This is a genomic window from Pseudomonas sp. ASL4, assembly GCF_056680395.1.
In genome coordinates this window covers 6,632,388-6,649,191 of the sequence record NZ_CM155280.1, presented here as the reverse complement: position 1 = coordinate 6,649,191, position 16,804 = coordinate 6,632,388, and the positions used below count along the sequence as shown (strand labels likewise).

General features: G+C 59.2%; 15 protein-coding genes and 1 tRNA gene. 3 read left to right on the top strand and 13 right to left on the bottom strand.

The window, feature by feature from the left end; all coding sequences use genetic code 11:
• Nucleotides 1-51 precede the first annotated feature (51 nt).
• Nucleotides 52-591: an AidA/PixA family protein gene (locus AC1MEW_RS30370; protein ID WP_322270852.1), complete on the bottom strand. Its 540-nt coding sequence runs from the start codon at nt 589-591 to the stop codon at nt 52-54.
• A 123-nt stretch (nt 592-714) separates the two neighbouring features.
• Complete coding sequence (locus tag AC1MEW_RS30365; protein WP_201201424.1) at nt 715-1,218, bottom strand: inclusion body family protein; 504 nt, start codon at nt 1,216-1,218, stop codon at nt 715-717.
• 427 nt (nt 1,219-1,645) lie between these two features.
• Here AC1MEW_RS30365 and AC1MEW_RS30360 point away from each other — a divergent pair, with 427 nt between their 5' ends.
• Both AC1MEW_RS30360 and tam read left to right on the top strand, forming a co-directional pair.
• Entirely contained in the window at nt 1,646-1,975 is a 330-nt protein-coding gene (locus tag AC1MEW_RS30360) for a hypothetical protein (protein ID WP_322270733.1), read from the top strand.
• A 96-nt stretch (nt 1,976-2,071) separates the two neighbouring features.
• Entirely contained in the window at nt 2,072-2,842 is a 771-nt protein-coding gene (gene tam, locus AC1MEW_RS30355; protein ID WP_480424689.1) for a trans-aconitate 2-methyltransferase, read from the top strand.
• 239 nt (nt 2,843-3,081) lie between these two features.
• On the opposite strand, the gene AC1MEW_RS30350 is transcribed toward tam, so the two are convergent.
• Both AC1MEW_RS30350 and AC1MEW_RS30345 read right to left on the bottom strand, forming a co-directional pair.
• Nucleotides 3,082-3,810: a class I SAM-dependent methyltransferase gene (locus tag AC1MEW_RS30350; protein WP_480424687.1), complete on the bottom strand. Its 729-nt coding sequence runs from the start codon at nt 3,808-3,810 to the stop codon at nt 3,082-3,084.
• Between the two features lie 406 nt (nt 3,811-4,216).
• Nucleotides 4,217-4,480, bottom strand: a complete 264-nt coding sequence (locus AC1MEW_RS30345) for a short-chain dehydrogenase (RefSeq protein ID WP_480424685.1) — start codon at nt 4,478-4,480, stop codon at nt 4,217-4,219.
• 498 nt (nt 4,481-4,978) lie between these two features.
• On the opposite strand from AC1MEW_RS30345, the gene AC1MEW_RS30340 reads away from it, so the two are divergent.
• Nucleotides 4,979-5,437, top strand: coding sequence for a hypothetical protein (locus tag AC1MEW_RS30340; protein WP_480424684.1), 459 nt, complete (start codon nt 4,979-4,981; stop codon nt 5,435-5,437).
• A 104-nt stretch (nt 5,438-5,541) separates the two neighbouring features.
• Here AC1MEW_RS30340 and AC1MEW_RS30335 read toward each other — a convergent pair.
• The 9 genes from AC1MEW_RS30335 to AC1MEW_RS30295 form a co-directional block, all read right to left on the bottom strand.
• Nucleotides 5,542-5,615, bottom strand: a tRNA-Gly gene (locus AC1MEW_RS30335).
• Between the two features lie 180 nt (nt 5,616-5,795).
• Entirely contained in the window at nt 5,796-6,680 is an 885-nt protein-coding gene (locus AC1MEW_RS30330) for an alpha/beta fold hydrolase (RefSeq protein ID WP_201201449.1), read from the bottom strand.
• Nucleotides 6,681-6,991: 311 nt separating this feature from the next.
• Nucleotides 6,992-7,684 (bottom strand): pseudouridine synthase, encoded by a 693-nt coding sequence (locus tag AC1MEW_RS30325; RefSeq protein ID WP_201201450.1) that lies wholly within the window; start codon nt 7,682-7,684, stop codon nt 6,992-6,994.
• A gap of 33 nt (nt 7,685-7,717) precedes the next feature.
• Complete coding sequence (locus AC1MEW_RS30320; RefSeq protein ID WP_201201452.1) at nt 7,718-7,945, bottom strand: cysteine-rich CWC family protein; 228 nt, start codon at nt 7,943-7,945, stop codon at nt 7,718-7,720.
• A 10-nt stretch (nt 7,946-7,955) separates the two neighbouring features.
• A complete protein-coding gene (locus tag AC1MEW_RS30315) occupies nt 7,956-9,443 on the bottom strand; it encodes a sensor domain-containing diguanylate cyclase (RefSeq protein WP_480424682.1) in 1,488 nt (495 codons plus the stop codon).
• A 205-nt stretch (nt 9,444-9,648) separates the two neighbouring features.
• Complete coding sequence (gene atzF, locus AC1MEW_RS30310; protein ID WP_480424680.1) at nt 9,649-11,427, bottom strand: allophanate hydrolase; 1,779 nt, start codon at nt 11,425-11,427, stop codon at nt 9,649-9,651.
• Between the two features lie 24 nt (nt 11,428-11,451).
• A complete protein-coding gene (uca, locus tag AC1MEW_RS30305) occupies nt 11,452-15,090 on the bottom strand; it encodes an urea carboxylase (protein ID WP_480424679.1) in 3,639 nt (1,212 codons plus the stop codon).
• 331 nt (nt 15,091-15,421) lie between these two features.
• Nucleotides 15,422-16,063, bottom strand: a complete 642-nt coding sequence (locus AC1MEW_RS30300; protein WP_480424677.1) for an urea amidolyase associated protein UAAP2 — start codon at nt 16,061-16,063, stop codon at nt 15,422-15,424.
• Nucleotides 16,064-16,074: 11 nt separating this feature from the next.
• Nucleotides 16,075-16,800 carry an urea amidolyase associated protein UAAP1 gene (locus tag AC1MEW_RS30295; RefSeq protein ID WP_201255626.1) on the bottom strand — a complete coding sequence of 242 codons (726 nt, stop codon included), beginning with the start codon at nt 16,798-16,800 and terminating at the stop codon, nt 16,075-16,077.
• Nucleotides 16,801-16,804: the final 4 nt, after the last annotated feature.

Below are 16,804 nucleotides of genomic sequence, written 5' to 3'. Positions count from 1 at the left end.
CACAGCGCACAAAAAAACCGGCCCTTTAGGCCGGTTTTTTATGGGATCCGTTCAAGCAGAAAGCTTCGCTTCAACCTTCCAGCTGAAATACCCCACCACCTCGCAACTCTTGTCGACCAGCATGAAGCTCAGTTCGCAGTCGGCTACGCCCGGGCTCAGTTGCGAGCACTCCCAATAGTGATCGTCGGCCTGGTGGCTGCCCGGTTGGGTCGGGTTTGTAGCGTCAGGGGCCGGTACGGTGAGGCCGGCGTGCACCACCAGTTTCGGTGGTGAAAGTGCTTGGGTATCGCCCACGGCCATGTCGTAGAACACCACGCTGTGCTCAGCGATCAGGCTTACGGTTCTACCGCGGATATGAAAGGTTTTTCCGTTGCTGGCGGTCAGGGTTAATTGGCTGTCATTTTTAATACTTTGTGCTGCGTGCACCCCATTGATGACAACGATAAATCCATCGCTGATAGTCGTCGGGTTTTCGGCCTCCAGACTAGGAGTTGGGTACTTGGCGAGCAGCGATTCGGCATCGACGACCAGCAGAACATTGTTGGCCGTCGCGACACTGGATGAAGGCGATTTGATCGGTTCGGAAGTCATCATGGATTCCTTTCATGATGTTGGCACAAGACGGCAGCCGCTTCGGTTCATGCAAGACATCCTGTTCCCGACGAAACGGCAACGATTTGGGAAGGCCCCTTGTTGCCAAGGGGCCAGCCTTCGTCAGTTGCTGATGGTGATGAACGGATCCCACGAGCAGCAGCCGACGATTTTGCAGTCGCGATCAACGATCAGGAAATGGAAGTGATAGGTCACGCTACCGCACGAAAGTGTTTCCGAAGACCAGTAATGGTTATCGACTTTCTGGCAGCTCGGCACCGATGGGTTGCTGGTGTTAGGGACGGCGACGCAGGCCGTAGCCTTGCGTGGCGAAGGCGGGGTGATCAACTCGTTGCCGACGTTGCCAATGAACTTGTAGAAAATCACAGCCTTCTCGAAGCTTTGTGACAGGCTGGTTTCACGCCAGCGAATCATATCGCCCACGCTGGCTTTCACGTTGAGCTCGCCACCGGCCTGGCCATTTATCACGTTGTCCCGGTTTGTCACCATGTACACATGATTAACGTCGATCATCGTTGGCGAAGCGGGGTTTTTGCTGATGTTCGGATAGTTTTTCAGAATGGTTTCAGTGTCGATAGTGACCAGCACATCCGTGAATCGAGACATAGTAAAGCTCCTTGTTCATAGTGAGTGCCTGGCATCTTTCCAGGCGCGACAACGCTTGCTTGCCTTGCGGCCGTTGTTGAAACACTACGGGCGGAACCCACCGATCTCGGGGCATGAACTGGCCTTGCTCCCTGCGTGTAAATTGACAGGTCGGGTTCCTTCCGACTGGCCGCGAGTAGGACTATAGATGCGATATGTAGGCTGTCAAAATTGCTTTACCAATCGCTCGGCGAACGGTCGATTTGGTTATGACTTCCGATGATTTGGCGATTAAAAAGCTGCCTTCTAATCCTCAGGGTTTTGCAGAGGTGAATCGAATCGAGTTCAGGCAATAGACAGATAGGACCTGTTACAAAATCAATTAGCCAGGCAGGAGCATGGCTGTAACAGGGGGCATTTTTTTGCTGGTTCACTCGATGGAGGCAGCATGTTGATACGTTATATGGCGTTGTTGGCGGTGGTTGTCGCCGCTTCTGGTTGCGTGCAAGAGCGGGTCGTTCATGACCGGCGCCCGGTGCAACGCGAATACGTAGAAGTCGTCGCGCCGCAGCCGCCACCGGAGCGCGTTATTGAAGTCGAGCCAGTGGGGCGGCAGGGTTACGTTTGGTCTCACGGCTACTGGCGTTGGGACGGTGGGCGTTATGTCGCCGTTCATGGCCATTGGGAGCCGGAACGTCGGGGTTATCGCTATGTGCATCCGCATTGGGAACAGCATCGCGATGGCTGGCACTGGCAGCAGGGCGGTTGGGTCAACTGACGATACATAAGTCGGATTGGGCAGATGCATCGGTCGGAGTATTGTAGCCAACCGGTTGTCTGCCCAGGCCTGACAACGTACCGCCAGGAGAACGCAATGAGTTGGTCCGCCAAACAATACGTCGCTTTTGAAGATGAACGCACCCGCCCGGCCCGCGACCTGCTCGCGGCCATCCCGCCCATAGACGCGCGCTCGGCCATCGACATCGGCTGCGGCCCTGGCAACTCAACCGAGCTGCTGGTTGAACGCTTCGGCAATGCCATCGTGCGTGGTGTGGACAGTTCGGCCGACATGATCGAAGCCGCCCGCAAGCGCCTGCCTGAAGTGCAGTTCGATACCGTAGACATCGGAACCTGGAACGATAGCGGCCCGTTCGACGTGATCTTCGCCAACGCGGTGTTGCAGTGGCTGCCCGATCACGCAACGTTACTGCCGTCGTTGGCCTCTCGATTGACCAAGGGCGGCAGCCTGGCCATCCAGATGCCCGACAACCTCAACGAACCGTCCCATCGCCTGATGCGCGAAGTCGCCGCCAATGGCCCGTGGGCCAGCAAACTGGCGGACGCCGCCGGGCAACGCACGGAAATGGCCAGTGCCAGCGCTTACTACTCGATGCTGCGGCCGCACTGCAAGCGCGTCGATGTGTGGCGCACGACCTACCACCATCCGCTGGCGGGCGGTGCTTCGGGCGTGGTGGAGTGGTTCAAGGGCAGTGGGTTGCGGCCGTTTCTCGATCCGCTGGATGAGGGCGAGCGGGCGCAGTATCTGAAGCAGTATCTGGCGGAAATTGAACAGGCTTATCCGGCGTTGGAGGATGGGACCGTGTTGTTGCCGTTTCCGCGGTTGTTCATTGTTGCGACCCTGTGAGGGCTGAATGAAAAGGGGCAGGCGACTGCAAATGAATAGGGTGTGGTGAACACAAAACCTGTGGCGAGGGGGCTTGCCCCCGTTGGGGCGCGAAGCGGCCCCAAAACCAGCAACCGAGATGTAACGGGTTCACCGCATGCGATGATTTCACGACTGCTTCGCAGCCGAGCGGGGGCAAGCCCCCTCGCCACAGGTTGAGTCACGCTTAACTGACAGGCGTTAGCCACAGGGTTCCGATTTCAGCGCTCAACCCCCACCAACATCATCATCGGCCGCTCACGCTCCTCAGCCAGCGCCAGCTGCGCGGCGACCTGCGCATCACTCGGCCCCCATTCATTGACATGCCGAATCGCGAACCCCGCCGCAATCAACGTATTCAACAAAGTCCCCACCGTGCGGTGCTGCTTGATCACGCCTTCAGCCAGCCAATGAGTCACCCGCTCGCCTTCCAGTTGATAACTGTCCAGCGGCCAACGCTTGCGACCTTCGCCATCAATCAACCACCCCGGATTACGCGGCGCCATGAAGATCGGATGCTCAATGGAAAACACAAAGCGCGAACCGGGCTTCAGAGCCGAGTGGATATTGGCGAACAGCCCCGGAAGATCTTTGATGTAGTGCAGCGCCAGAGAGCTGTAGGCCAGATCGAAACTTCCCTTGGGCAAGTCGAGATGTTCAAGGTCGGCGCGGGCGTATTGGATGTTGGCGGCAGAAGTCGTGTTGCGCGCCTGTTCCAGCATCTTCTCCGACACATCGAGACCGAGCACGCTTTCAGCACCTTGCTCACTGGCCCAACGGCTGAACCAGCCGTAACCGCAGCCTAGGTCCACCACCTTCAAACCTTTCATCGGCGGCAGCATGGACTGAAGCGCTGGCCATTCCGGCGCGGCGTTTAGTCCGCCAATGGAACGGCCCATCTGGCTATAGCCCTGGAAAAATTCCGGATTGTCGTAAATGTTTTGCGTCATGTTCGGGTTGCTCTGTTGAGTTCGTCACGGGCCACACCGGTGGTGCAGCCGATTGGTTTCCCTCGAATAGTTGTGGCGCGTATTCATTGATGGCCGCGCAGGGGGAGGGTGGTTGGCGATGGGGGAGATGCTAGCGGGTTGGGCGAGGCGGGGAAATGGGATGTGCGTTATGGATGTGTAAGCGCAGTCCGACCATTCAGGGGCATGCCAGTCACTTAGGCGTGACACTGAACCTGTGGCGAGGGAGCTTGCTCCCGCTGGGCTGCGAAGCGGCCCCAAAAGATGGAACTGCTACGCAGTTCAACGGGAGCAAGCTCCCTCGCCACAGTGATACGTCGCTCGTGCTATCGCTAGCAGGCTATGAGCTCAAAGGGCGCCCCGAAAGGCGCCCGATCTAACGTCAGAACTATTCCGCATCCAGCCGTCGAGCAATCACGTCCAGCACATCGCAACCATCGCGCAAGGGCACGCAGCAGAGCAATGCAAAATCGCTGAGGATCACCGAATCAGACGTGATGTCGCCTCGCATCGCGAGATTTTCAAGAAGCTGCGTCACAGCCCGGATTCTGTAACTGGCCGTGCTGAGCAGGGAGTGCAGCGGTTGAGTGGTGTTGACGAACAGGGAAGGTAAATCGTCGGCGTTGCTGGTTAAAGCCATGTATTCGTTCATAAATAATCACCATGTAGTTAAAAGGCCGCTACCACTCAATTTGTCGCCAAACAAATGGGTGGCAGCTGTACGCGGGTTGGCGAACCGGACATGGTAAAACCGGCAGATCCTAAGATCTCCCACGCACAGCTACCAAAAAACAGGCAGCTAAGTGCGCCCAGAAGCGCTCCGAAATTGCATAGGAAGCTTCTGCACCATGTCGCCGAGTCGCCAAACCCGACACGCCATTTTGGCGTTGGGTGACTATAGGCTTCATGGTGAAAACGCAGCAATGCGCAAGTCTACGGACAATTCCTAGAGTAGTGTAGGACGTTGCTTTTTTGAAAAAAACGACTGAGAAAGAGGGAGCGGAGTAGGGGAGGAGGGTGCGAACCGTGAGTAAAAAATTACAGAGTTTTATAAAGACCTGAGCATTCTATTCACTGGCGTGGAGAGCTCTCAAACGCTTCACCCACCCAGGTCCAGCGGTGCATATTCAGGATTCAATTGAGTAACGCTATGAAGATTGAATTTCGAACAAAAATCTACCTTGGAGTGGCCCTGCTGATGTTTTCCACGGCAGTCCTTGCCGAGTCCTGTGAAACGATCCTTGCGGCACTCAAGGAGGAGCGTCACTTAACGCAAATAAAACAGGCAGTAGATAAACAAAATACTGAATATCGAGATGGCCCGAATATCACGCTGTCCGTAAATTGCGCGCTCGGTAAGCCAAATGTGTACGTATTGTGGGACGGCCCAAATCCCGATCAGCAGTTCTATGAGTTGGTCGGTCGCGTTGGCAGTCTGGTTTCGTCGCGATCTGCGGCTGACGTCGTTAAGTTTTCGAAGCAATGCCGTCAGCAGGCAATCAAGGATAGTGGAGAGATCGCATCGGTTGAACAGAGAGGGTTGGCGATTGAATGCCAGGCGTTTGCCCGAGACGGTGGCGGAACGAATATCTCGGTGTTTGCTGAGTAACGCTCCCCAAATCCCAGACACAAAAAAACCGGCCACTTGGACCGGTTTTTTTCTGTCTCTACATCCCCCGTCAAAAAACCTTCAACGTGAGACCAAAATTCGATTGGAGCGGGTGAAGGGAATCGAACCCTCGTTATCAGCTTGGGAAGCTGGAGTAATGCCATTATACGACACCCGCTCAGAGCGGCTGACTTTGTACCAGATGTGCGCGCGGATTTGAAGTTTTTCTTTATGTGCGCTGCATTTAGCATGGGTGACACGCAGGCATGGACCGTGTGGCGGTCGTTCGCGGGCAAGCCTCGCTCCTACAGGAATGCGTTAGCTCTGTAGGGCGGGGCTTGCTCGCGATGACGTTGTTTCAGATTGCCAGTGCATGTTGGTCCTGGACGTAGTGGTAACGCGGTCGGCTGGTGTGTTGCGCCGGTTTCAGGAAGCCCAGCAGTGCGTTTTGGCTGTCTCGGCAGGCGGCTTTGTGTTCCATGTCGAGAAAGTGCCCGGTGGCTTGCAAGGTGCTGAAGGTGGCGTGTTGCACGTGGTTGGCGAATAGCCGGGCGCCTTCGGCGGCGGTGTATTCGTCCCATTCGCCGTTCATGAACAGCACCGGCACGTTGATTTTTTCGGCAGCCTTGAGGAAGCACTGGCGGTCGCTGTGCAGCAGGTCGCTGATGTGGAAGTGCATCTGCCCGTATTCGTGTTCAGCCAGGCTGCTCACGTGGCGATAGTTGAAGCGCTTGAACAGCGACGGCAAGTGTTTGCCGATGGTGCTGTTCACCAGGTTGCCGACCCGGTCGCCGTCCCGGCTGCCGAGGTAATCGACGCCGCGTTCCAGGTAGTCGCGCATGTGCTCGTTGATCTCCGGGGAGAACGAGCTGATCACGGCTTTTTCAATGCGCCGTGGCTGGTGGGCGAGGGCGACCAGGGTCGCGGCGCCACCCCAGGAAAACGACAGCACGTGTTCAGCGGCGAAGTGGTCGATCAGCTCCAGCAAGATCTGCCCTTCGACTTCCTTGGTCAGCAATTTCTCATGCAGGTTGTGGGCTTTTGACTTGCCCGCGTAGGGCTGGTCGTAGCAAACCACGTTGAACTGCGGGTGTAGGTTTTTCACGGTCTGAGCAAACGACGCAGTCGTGGCCATCGAGCCGTTGACGAGAATAATGGTCTTCTCTGCGGCGTCTGCGCGATAGAACTCCGTGTAAACCCGATACTGACCCTGTATATCCAGCACAGCGATTTCTGGCCTCATGTCATAAGACTCCTGGGCAAGCGGGTATGCGCGCAAATGAGATTGCACGAGATTTGTGACAGTAGGCATACGCCTGGAATTTGGAGCCCATGTCGATCCATTGAAGGCCGGTCGACGGGTTTTATTATTGGCGGGCAATCTGCCGGTGGAATGCAGAACCTGAGGGTTCTTGGCCGGCAAAAGATTTCTTAGAGGTATGTTGTGACTCGTCGGTCACATTTCGGCCGACGTCCTGATTCAAGCAGGGGTCACGCTATCGCGCAAGTGTCATTGGTAAATTGTTCGACAACTTCTGCTGAGCGGTCGCCTGCTTAGATCAATTGGATCTCTTCGGTGCGCAACGCACGGTACTCGCCCGGTTTTAGCGCGTTATCGAGCAGCAGCGGGCCCATGCTTTCGCGGTGCAGGTGCAGCACCTTGTTGTCAAAGTGGCCGAACATGCGCTTCACCTGGTGATACCGGCCTTCGACGATGCCCAGCCGCGCGGACTTTGGCCCCAGCAGGACCAGTTCAGCGGGTTGGGTGGTGAGATCCTCGAAGGCGAAATACAGACCCTCGGTGAACTTGATCGCATACTCCGGGCCAATGTCCTGTTCGGTCTCGACGTAATAGACCTTCGGTAGTTTGGTCTGGGGTTGGGTCAGGCGGCGCGACCAGCTGCCGTCGTTGGTGATGATCATCAGGCCGGTGGTGTTGAAGTCCAGGCGACCGGCGATGTGCAGGTCGTCCTTGTCCGGCTCATGGATCAGGTCGAGCACAGTCGGGTGTTGCGGATCGCGGGTGGCGCTGACGCAGCCGGGCGGCTTGTTCAGCATGAAGTAGCGCGCCGGTTTACCGACTTGCAGCACTTCATCGTCGACTTCCACACGACTGAACTCCAGCACCTCGGCATGCGGGTCGCTGACGACTTTTGCGTCGATCCGCACGCGTTTTTCCACCAGCAACAGACGAACCTGCTTACGGTTGAAGCGCGGCAGGTTGCTGAGGAAACGGTCGACACGCATGGCTAGACGTCGGAGGGAAAAGGGCCGCGCATCTTACGTGATCGGCCGGGCCGCTGCTTGCAACTGCACCTCGACCTGCGCGCAGCGTGGGCACAGGCAGGAAATATCGCGCAACTCGGCCGGCAGCGCTTCGAGTACCGCCGGGTCGATGCTCACGCCGTAGCACCAGCAGGCGCGGTCGGCGGTTCGCGGGTTGGCCAGGCTGCAGTCGTTGGGGGCGCCGCAGGCCGGGCAGAGGTCAGGTTTCTTATTCAGCTTCATATTCAGCTTCTTATTCATAAGCGGAGTGAGGCATTTCCACGCAGGTGCGGTTGCGGCCGGCTTGTTTGGCCCGGTACATCGCATGATCGGCCCGGGACAGCAGCGTGTGCAAGGTTTCATCCGGTTGCAGGGTGGTCAGGCCGATGCTCACCGTCAGTTGCAGCTCCTTGCCGTTGTAGGCATAACGCTGTTTTTCCACATGCTGACGGATTTTCTCGGCGATTTTCTGACCGGTCTCACCGTCGGTGTCCTTGAGCAGCACGATAAATTCCTCACCGCCCCAACGGCAGACGATGTCGGAATGGCGCAGGCAACTCTCCAGATCCCGGGCGAAACCGATCAGCACCTGATCGCCGGCCAAGTGGCCGTAGGTGTCGTTCAATACCTTGAAATGGTCCAGGTCCAGCAGCAACGCGGTCAGCGGTTTCGGTTCGCGCCGGGCTTCGTGCATCGCTTGTGCAGCCAGCAGGTCGAAGCCCCGGCGGTTGGGTAGTTCGGTCAGGCTGTCGAGGGTGGCTTGAGCCTGAATTTTGCTCTGATAGCGTTTGATTACCCGGTAGAGCAGGGCCAGCACAATCAGCGTGACGACCAGGCAGATCAGCAGGTTGAGGTACAGCGATTGGCGGATTTCGCTGAGGGCGCCGTCTTCGCGTTTGTCGACGAACAGGTACCAGTTCAGCTCGGGAATGAATCGCACGTTGAGGAAATGGCCCTGACCCTGGACGGAATATTCGTAGCTGCCGCTGTGGGGTTTGGGCAATTGGCTGACCAGGCCTTTCATGCTGTCGAGTTCACCCAGGCTTTGGCCAGCCCGCGCACCTTGCGGGCCACCGTCGGCCCCCGTGAGCACCAGCCGGCCGAAGGTGTCGACGAAGTACACGCTGCGCTGATAGCGCTGCTGGTACTTGTCGATCAGCTTGATCACCGCATCGACTGTCAGACCAACGCCCGCAGCGCCGATGAACTGGTCCTTGTAGTCATAGACCTTGTAGTTGATGAAGAACGTCAGGTTGTCCTTGTTGGCCATGTCCGGATCGACGTTGATCTCGTAGGGCTCTTTCATGTCGCGAACGCGGAAGTACCAGGCGTCCCGCGGTTCGTCGGCTTTGATCTGCTTGAGTACGCCTTTGGCGTGGTAGTAGGTCAGGCTGCTATTGGAGACGAAAAACGCGGTGTAGGCGCCGTAGTGGGTCATGACCTCGTTGAGGTAGCGAGTCATCTGGTCCGGGTCGTGCTCGCCGTTTACGACCCAGTCGCGCATGAAGGTGTCGCGGGACATCATCGAGGAAATCAGGATAGGTCTGACGAGGTCTTTCTGGATTTCCGAGTAGACCGTGTCGGATGTCAGCGGCAATTCGGTGTTAACGATGTTGTCGCGGATTGACGCTCGCGAGGCGTAGTAGCTGAGGAAGGACGTGGCGAGGAAACCGGCGCCCAGCAACGCAATCAGCGTGAGGACCAACGAACGTTGGGAATACAGCGGCGAGCGAAGCGGCATGGTGGTTCCGTTGGCAGTGACCCGATGGCAGCATTCTAGTGGCACTGCGCGCAAATAACTGCTCCAAATGATCGTTCCCACGCTCCACGAAAATTGCACCGTACATTGTGGGAGCGAGCTCGCTCGCGATAGCGCCAGTACATTCACCTTTGATGTCGACTGATGCATCGCCATCGTGAGCAAGCTCGCTCCCACAGGATTTGTGTCAGCCAAGGCTTTTCAGATAAGCACGCCACCCACCCAAACGACTGATATCCACCGCACCCTCCAGCCCATACCCCTCACAAATAAACCCACTCTCCCAACGCCCATCCGCGAGCTGCACCTTGCCCAACCCCAGCGGCGCCGGAATCCCGGTCAAGAACGACCCCAACTCACTGCTCGGCAATTCCCAAACCTCCACCGCAATCGCCACGCCACCCTCCTTCACCCGCACCATCCCCGGACGAAACGGCGGACCGCCGGCCAGTGCATACAGTTGATAGTTCGGCGAACTGAACGTCGATTCGATCAACCGTCCCCCACGCTGCTTCAGTTGCCAGTTCAACGCCAGCCCCTCCAGATGCGCGCCACACACCACCAGCCTTGCGCGATCATTGCGGGCAATCACTGTCGGCGTCGGCGCAGCCAAACCTTGCAGACGCTGCAACCCATCCGCCACGCTCAACAGATACTGATCGGTAAACGCCCGGCCAAACAGCGTGACACCCCACGGCAAACCATTGCCCATGAAACCGCTGGGCACGGCGACGGCGGCGTAGTCGAGCAGGTTCATGAAGTTGGTGTAGTAGCCCAACTCCGAATTGCGCAGCACCGGCTCGGCGGCCAGTTCCGCCAACGTCACCGGGCGACCGATGGTCGGTGTCAGCACGCAATCGAGGCCTTCCAGTGCCTGGTCGCACAGCGCCTTCAAGGTTTGCAGTCGATACTGCGCGCGGAAAGTCTGCACGCCGCTCACCGCCGGGGCCTTGGCCAGCACCGCGCGAATCACCGGGAGCACCGCTTCCGGGTTTTGCTCCATCAATTCGCCGGCCACGCTGTAGCGCTCGGCCACCCACGGACCTTCATAGAGCAATCGCGCCGCTTCCAGGAATGGCGACAGATCCAACTCCACCGCTTCACCGCCCAAGACTTTGAGTTGGTCGATGGCATCGCCGAACAACAGCGGGCCTTCAGGGCAACCGAAAAACTCCAGGTCCTGGGCACGGGGCACGCCGAAACGAAACGGACGCGGCGCACCGAATGCCGAGCAATCATTCCATGACGGATTGCTGCGACTGTAGGCGTCCCGTGGATCGAGGTGCGCCGTCAGCGCCAGCAACTGACTGGCCTCCCGAGCCGTGGCGGTGAAGGTCGTGACGCAATCAAGCGTGCGACACGCCGGCACCACGCCGCCCGTGGAGATCAGTCCTTTGGTGGCTTTCAAACCGACCAGATTATTCAGCGCCGCCGGCACCCGGCCCGAGCCCGCGGTGTCCGTCCCGAGGGAAAAACTCGCCACACCCAACGCCACTGCCAACGAAGATCCGGCACTGGAACCGCCCGACGGATACTCCGGCAACACGCTGTTCGGGCAGGCGCCATAAGGTGAGCGACTGCCATTCAGCCCCGTGGCGAACTGGTCGAGATTGGTCTTGCCCAGCGGAATTGCCCCCAGCGCCAGCAACTGCTCGACGATGGTTGCCGAACGCTCCGGCACATAGGCAAACGCCGGGCACGCCGCCGTGGTCGGAATGCCTGCCAGATCGATGTTGTCCTTGATCGCGAACGGCACGCCGTACAGCGGCAGGCTGTCGACATCGCAACCGTCGAGCGCGGCGAGGTACGGCTCCAGTTCCTCGACACTGAGCAAGTGGATGAACAGGTGATAATCCGGGTTCAGCGCCGCGGCTTTGTCCCGCAGGCTCAGCAACAGTTGCCGAGGCGTGGTGTGGCGGTCGCGATAGGCGCTACGCAGGGCGTCGAGTTGCAGATTGAAGTTCATGGCTTGATCCTTTTCAAAATGAGTTCAGTCGAGGTCCAGCACCACGACCCGCTGCCCGGCGCGCACCGCCGAACCCGGTTGCACACGAATCTCGCGCACGACGCCGGCCATCGGCGCGAGCAGCGGGATTTCCATCTTCATCGACTCCAGAATCACCAGCACATCCCCGGCGGCCACGCGGCTGCCGACCTCAACCGACACCTGCCAGAGGTTGCCGGCGATGTGGCTGTCGATGCTTTGTTGACCGCAGGCCAGCGGTGCGTCTTCGGTGGCTTCCGGGATCAGTTCCTTGCTGTCGAAATGCGCTTGTCCGCTGGCGATCCAGCGTTCGCGCTCGGCGTTGAACGCGCCTTTTTGCTGATCCCGAAACGCCGCAATGCTCTCGGCTTCCTTCGCCAAAAACGCCTGGTAATCCGCCAGGTTCAACTGGCTGTGTTCGATGTTCAGTTCGAAGCGCCCGAGGGGAAAATCCCGTCGAATGCGCAGCAATTCGTCAGCGCTCACCGGGTAGAAACGGATCTGATCGAAGAACCTCAGCAACCACGGTTTGCCATCGAACGCGGCAACCTCGCGATAGCGATTCCACATCTGCAATGTGCGCCCGACAAACTGATAACCGCCGGGGCCTTCCATGCCGTACACGCACAGGTAGGCGCCACCGATGCCCACCGAATTCTCGGCAGTCCAGGTACGAGCCGGGTTGTATTTGGTGGTCACCAGCCGATGGCGCGGGTCGAGCGGGGTGGCGACCGGTGCGCCGAGGTAGACGTCACCGAGGCCCATCACCAGATAGCTGGCGTCGAACACCGTGCGCTGTACTTCGTCGAGGTTCGGCAGGTCGTTGATGCGGCGGATAAACTCCAGATTGCTCGGGCACCACGGCGCGTCTTTGCGCACGGTGGTCATGTACTTTTCGATTGCCAATTGGCACGCCGGATCGTCCCAGGACAACGGCAGATGGACGATGCGCGAAGGTACTTGCAGGTCCTTGGCGGCGCACACGGCGTCCCATTCACCGGCGATGATGCCGAGCAGATCGGCCAGCGGCAGTTGCTCCGGTTGGTAGTGCACCTGCAGTGAGCGGATGCCCGGCGTCAGGTCGATTACGCCGTGCAGGTGTTTGCTTTCCAGTGCCTGCATCAAGGCGTGGGCGCGGAAGCGCAGAACCAGATCAAGTTCAGGTGCGCCGATTTCCAATAGCAGATGAGTGTCGCCCGACAACCTCGCGACTAGCCTCGTATCTGACTGCCCGATATCCAATACCACAGGCGGCTCAACCCCCTGTGGGAGCGGGCTTGCTCGCGAAGAGGGCGTGTCAGTCGGTGTTAATGTGTCTGATACACCGCTTTCGCGAGCAAGCCCGCTCCCACAGGGATCCCATTCCAAGGCAAGTGAGCGGGCCGTCTTGAGATCGACTGGGTGGAACTGAACCTTATCCCCAGCCTTCAACTGACCCAACTGCCAAAGATCCGCTTCTATCACCGTCACCGGGCAAACAAACCCGCCCAGGCTCGGCCCGTCAGGCCCAAGGATCACCGGCATATCCCCGGTAAAATCCACCGCCCCAATCGCGTACGGATTGTCATGAATATTCGATGGATGCAATCCGGCTTCACCACCATCCGCCCGTACCCATTCCGGCTTCGGCCCGATCAACCGCACGCCGGTACGGCTGGAATTGAAATGCACTTCCCACTCAGTGGCGAAGAAGATGCCGATGTAGTTTTCGGTGAAGTATTGCGGTGCACCATGCGGACCATAGATCACCCGAATCTGCCGCACCGCAGGCAGCTCTGCGATTTGAGACAGTTGCCCTCCGACACTGCGATCACTCAACGCCGGCACATGCAACACATCCCCGGCCCGCAGCGCTCGACCGCCATGCCCGCCAAACTGCCCGAGGGTGAAAGTGCTTTTGCTGCCCAGATAGTCCGGCACTTGCAGGCCACCGCGCAGGCACAAATAGCTACGGGCGCCGGCCCCGGCAATCGTGCCGAGGCTCAACGTAGCGCCCGCCGGGATCAGCAACGCGGTGTTCATCGGCACCGCTTCACCGTTCAACGTCAGCGCAATCACCGCTCCCGTCACCGCGACCACCGCCTCGCAGTTGAAGCGCAGCAACGGTCCGCTCATGGTGATTTCCAGCGCCGCAAGGCCTTCGTCATTCCCCAGCAGACGATTGCCCAAGCGCAACGCCCGACTGTCCATCGGTCCCGACGGCGGCACGCCCACCGCCCAGTAACCGAGGCGACCTGGATAATCCTGAACGCTGGTTTGCGTGCCGGCGCTGAGCACTTCAAAGGTGTTGGCCTGATACGCCAGACCTTCCAGGCAACGAGTCCACGGCTGACCGCTGGCGAAAGGCGTATCGAGCAGAATCTGCCGCAGGTAATCGCGGTTGGTTTCTACGCCGTAGAGCAGGCTGTCACCCAGCGCCTGGTGCAGATCCGCACGCGCCTGTTCGCGGGTCGGCGCCCAACTGATGACTTTGGCGATCATCGGATCGAAGTACGGCGGGATCTCGCAACCGGCCTCGACCCACGTGTCGATGCGCAGCTTTTTTCCATCGCAAACCGGGAAATTCACCGCCGTCAGCAAACCAGGACTCGGCTGGAAATCCCGGCCCGGATCTTCGGCATACAGCCGCGCCTGAATCGCATGACCGTGCGCTTTCAAGCCTCGGCTCAACTCGCTCAGCGGCGGCAAATCACCGGCCGCCAGTTCGACCATCCAGCCCACCAGGTCCACGCCCCACACCTGTTCGGTGACGCCGTGCTCCACCTGCAACCGGGTGTTCACTTCCAGAAAGTAGAAGCGCTGGTCCTCGCTGTCGAAGACAAATTCCACCGTGCCGGCACTTCGGTAATTCACTGCTTTGGCCAGTTTGATCGCCGCTGCGCACAGCTCATCGGCCATGCCTTCGGGCAGGTTCGGCGCCGGGGTTTCTTCGAGGACTTTCTGATTGCGTCGCTGCACCGAGCAGTCGCGCACGCCGAGGGCAATAACCTCGCCGCGACCATTGCCGAACACCTGCACTTCCAGGTGACGGGCGCGCTGGATGTACTTCTCGATGAACACCCCGGCGTCGCTGAAGTTGTTCTGACCGAGGCGTTTGACCGCTTCAAAGGATTCGCTCAACTCGGCAGCGCTGCGGCACACGCGCATGCCGATGCCGCCACCGCCCGCAGTGCTTTTCAGCATCACTGGATAGCCGACCTGTTCGCCGGCAATCAACGCCGCTTCGAGGCTGTCGAGCAACTCCGTGCCTTCGAGCATCGGCACGCCGTGTTGTTTGGCCAAGGCGCGGGCGGTGTGCTTGAGGCCGAACACTCGCAGCTGCTCCGGCGTCGGGCCGATGAAGGCGATGTTCGCCGCTTCACAGGCTTCGGCGAATGCGGCGTTTTCCGAGAGAAAACCGTAGCCGGGATGGATCGCCGTGGCGCCAGTGGCGTGGGCGATGGCGAGGATTTTATCCACCGCCAGATAAGTGCCGGCGGCAGCACCTTCACCGAGGCTGTGGGCTTCGTCGGCTTGCAAGATGTGCAAACTCGCGGCATCGGCTTGGGAGTAAACGGCGACGCCCTTGACCTGCAATTCACGCAGTGTGCGCAGGATGCGGCAGGCAATCGCGCCACGGTTGGCAATCAGGACTTTTTCGAACATGGCAAAACCCCCGGAGGCGATCAAGCATCAGCCTCGACCTGGGATGCGGGCCGTCCCGCAGTTTTTCGAAATGCACCCGGGCCGTCCCGGATGAACGAATTTCGCGCTTTTTGTGGCGAGGGAGCTTGCTCCCGCTCGGCTGCGTAGCAGTCGCAAAACCAGCCGCCACGGTGTATCAGGCTCAGCCGTGTTGCCGGGTTTGGGGCCGCTTCGCGACCCAGCGGGAGCAAGCTCCCTCGCCACAAGGTTTAGCGGTGCTCTCGCTGTTGCAGGCACTGCCCGGATCGGGCCTGGCACAGGGCAAACAACCACCGCCGCAACCGCGCCATTTTCAGTTCCATACCAGTAACTCCGCAGGTGTCGGGTTGTAGGCATTGCACGGATTGTTCAATTGCGGGCAATTCGAAATCAGCACAATCACGTCCATCTCCGCCCGCAAATCAACGTATTTGCCCGGCGCCGAAATCCCGTCTTCAAAGGTCAGCCCACCGTCGGCGGTGACCGGCACGTTCATGAAGAAGTTGATGTTCGGTCCGATGTCGCCCTTACCGAGTCGCCCGTCGTGGACGCAGGCCCGCAGGTAGTTGTCGCGGCAGCTGTGCATGTAGCGTTTCTCCAACGCATAACGCACGGTGTTGCTCTCTTGGGCGCAGGCGCCGCCGAGGGTGTCGTGGCGCCCGCAAGTGTCGGCGACGAGGGTCAGCATCGGTTTGCCGAGGTTGGAATAGAGCACGCTGCCGGTGCTGAGGTAGACGCTGTTTTGCTGGCGCAGCGTGCGTTGCACGTCGTAGCGTTCCTTCGGATTGGCGACGCTGTAGAACAAGGTATCGACCGCTTGATTGCCTTCCAGGTCGAGGATGCGCAAGGTCTGGCCGGCCTTGACCTCCATCAGCCAGGGTTCCCCGGCGGGGATGGTGGCGCGGTAGATCGCAGTTTCTGGCAGCTGATGAGTGGTAGCGATGGCGAGTGACATGGCAGCGATCCTCAGGCGAACAAACGGTCGGTGTTGATAAAGCCGCGCTCGTTTTCCGGGCGCGAGGTGCGGCAATGTTCGGCGACACTGGCGTCTGCGTTCATCCAGCTCAGCTTCAGTGGTTTCGGCGCGTAGTCCGGCGACGGGTCCATCGGATGTTGCAGCGCGGTGAGCACCACCAGCGTGTCCATCGGCGCATACAGCTCGATGTAGTCGCCAGCCTTGGAATTGCCTTCGACGAAGTGGAAACGCCCGGCCTCATCGACGTTCACCCGGCTGAACAGGTTGAGGGTCATCAGCAAGTCCGACAGGCCCAGACCCCACTTGCCCAGTTCCACCAGCAGGTTGTCAGTGCCGTTGCGGAAAAAGCCGTTGCGCAGCTCCTGATAACGGCCCTGGCCGTATTTTTCTGCGACTTCTTCAGCACACAAAACACCACCGAGGCTGTCACTCCAGCCGCACGTGTCGGCGGTGATCGCCGCCAGCACCCGGCCCATGTCCGAGTACAAACAATGGCCGCTGGTGAGCTTGGCGGTGTGTTGGCATTTGAGGCTGTCGGGCAGGTTCAGGCGTTCGGTTTTTTCATTGGCGTTGAGCAGCGTCAGGCTGACATTTGCACCGCCGCGCAGGTCGGTCAGGCGCAGCAATTGGCCGCGCTTCAAAACGAAGGAACGATGGCCGCCGCCAGGGAGCATTTCCTCGGCGAAGGGCGGGAACAGTCGGGTCGAATCAGTCATGTGC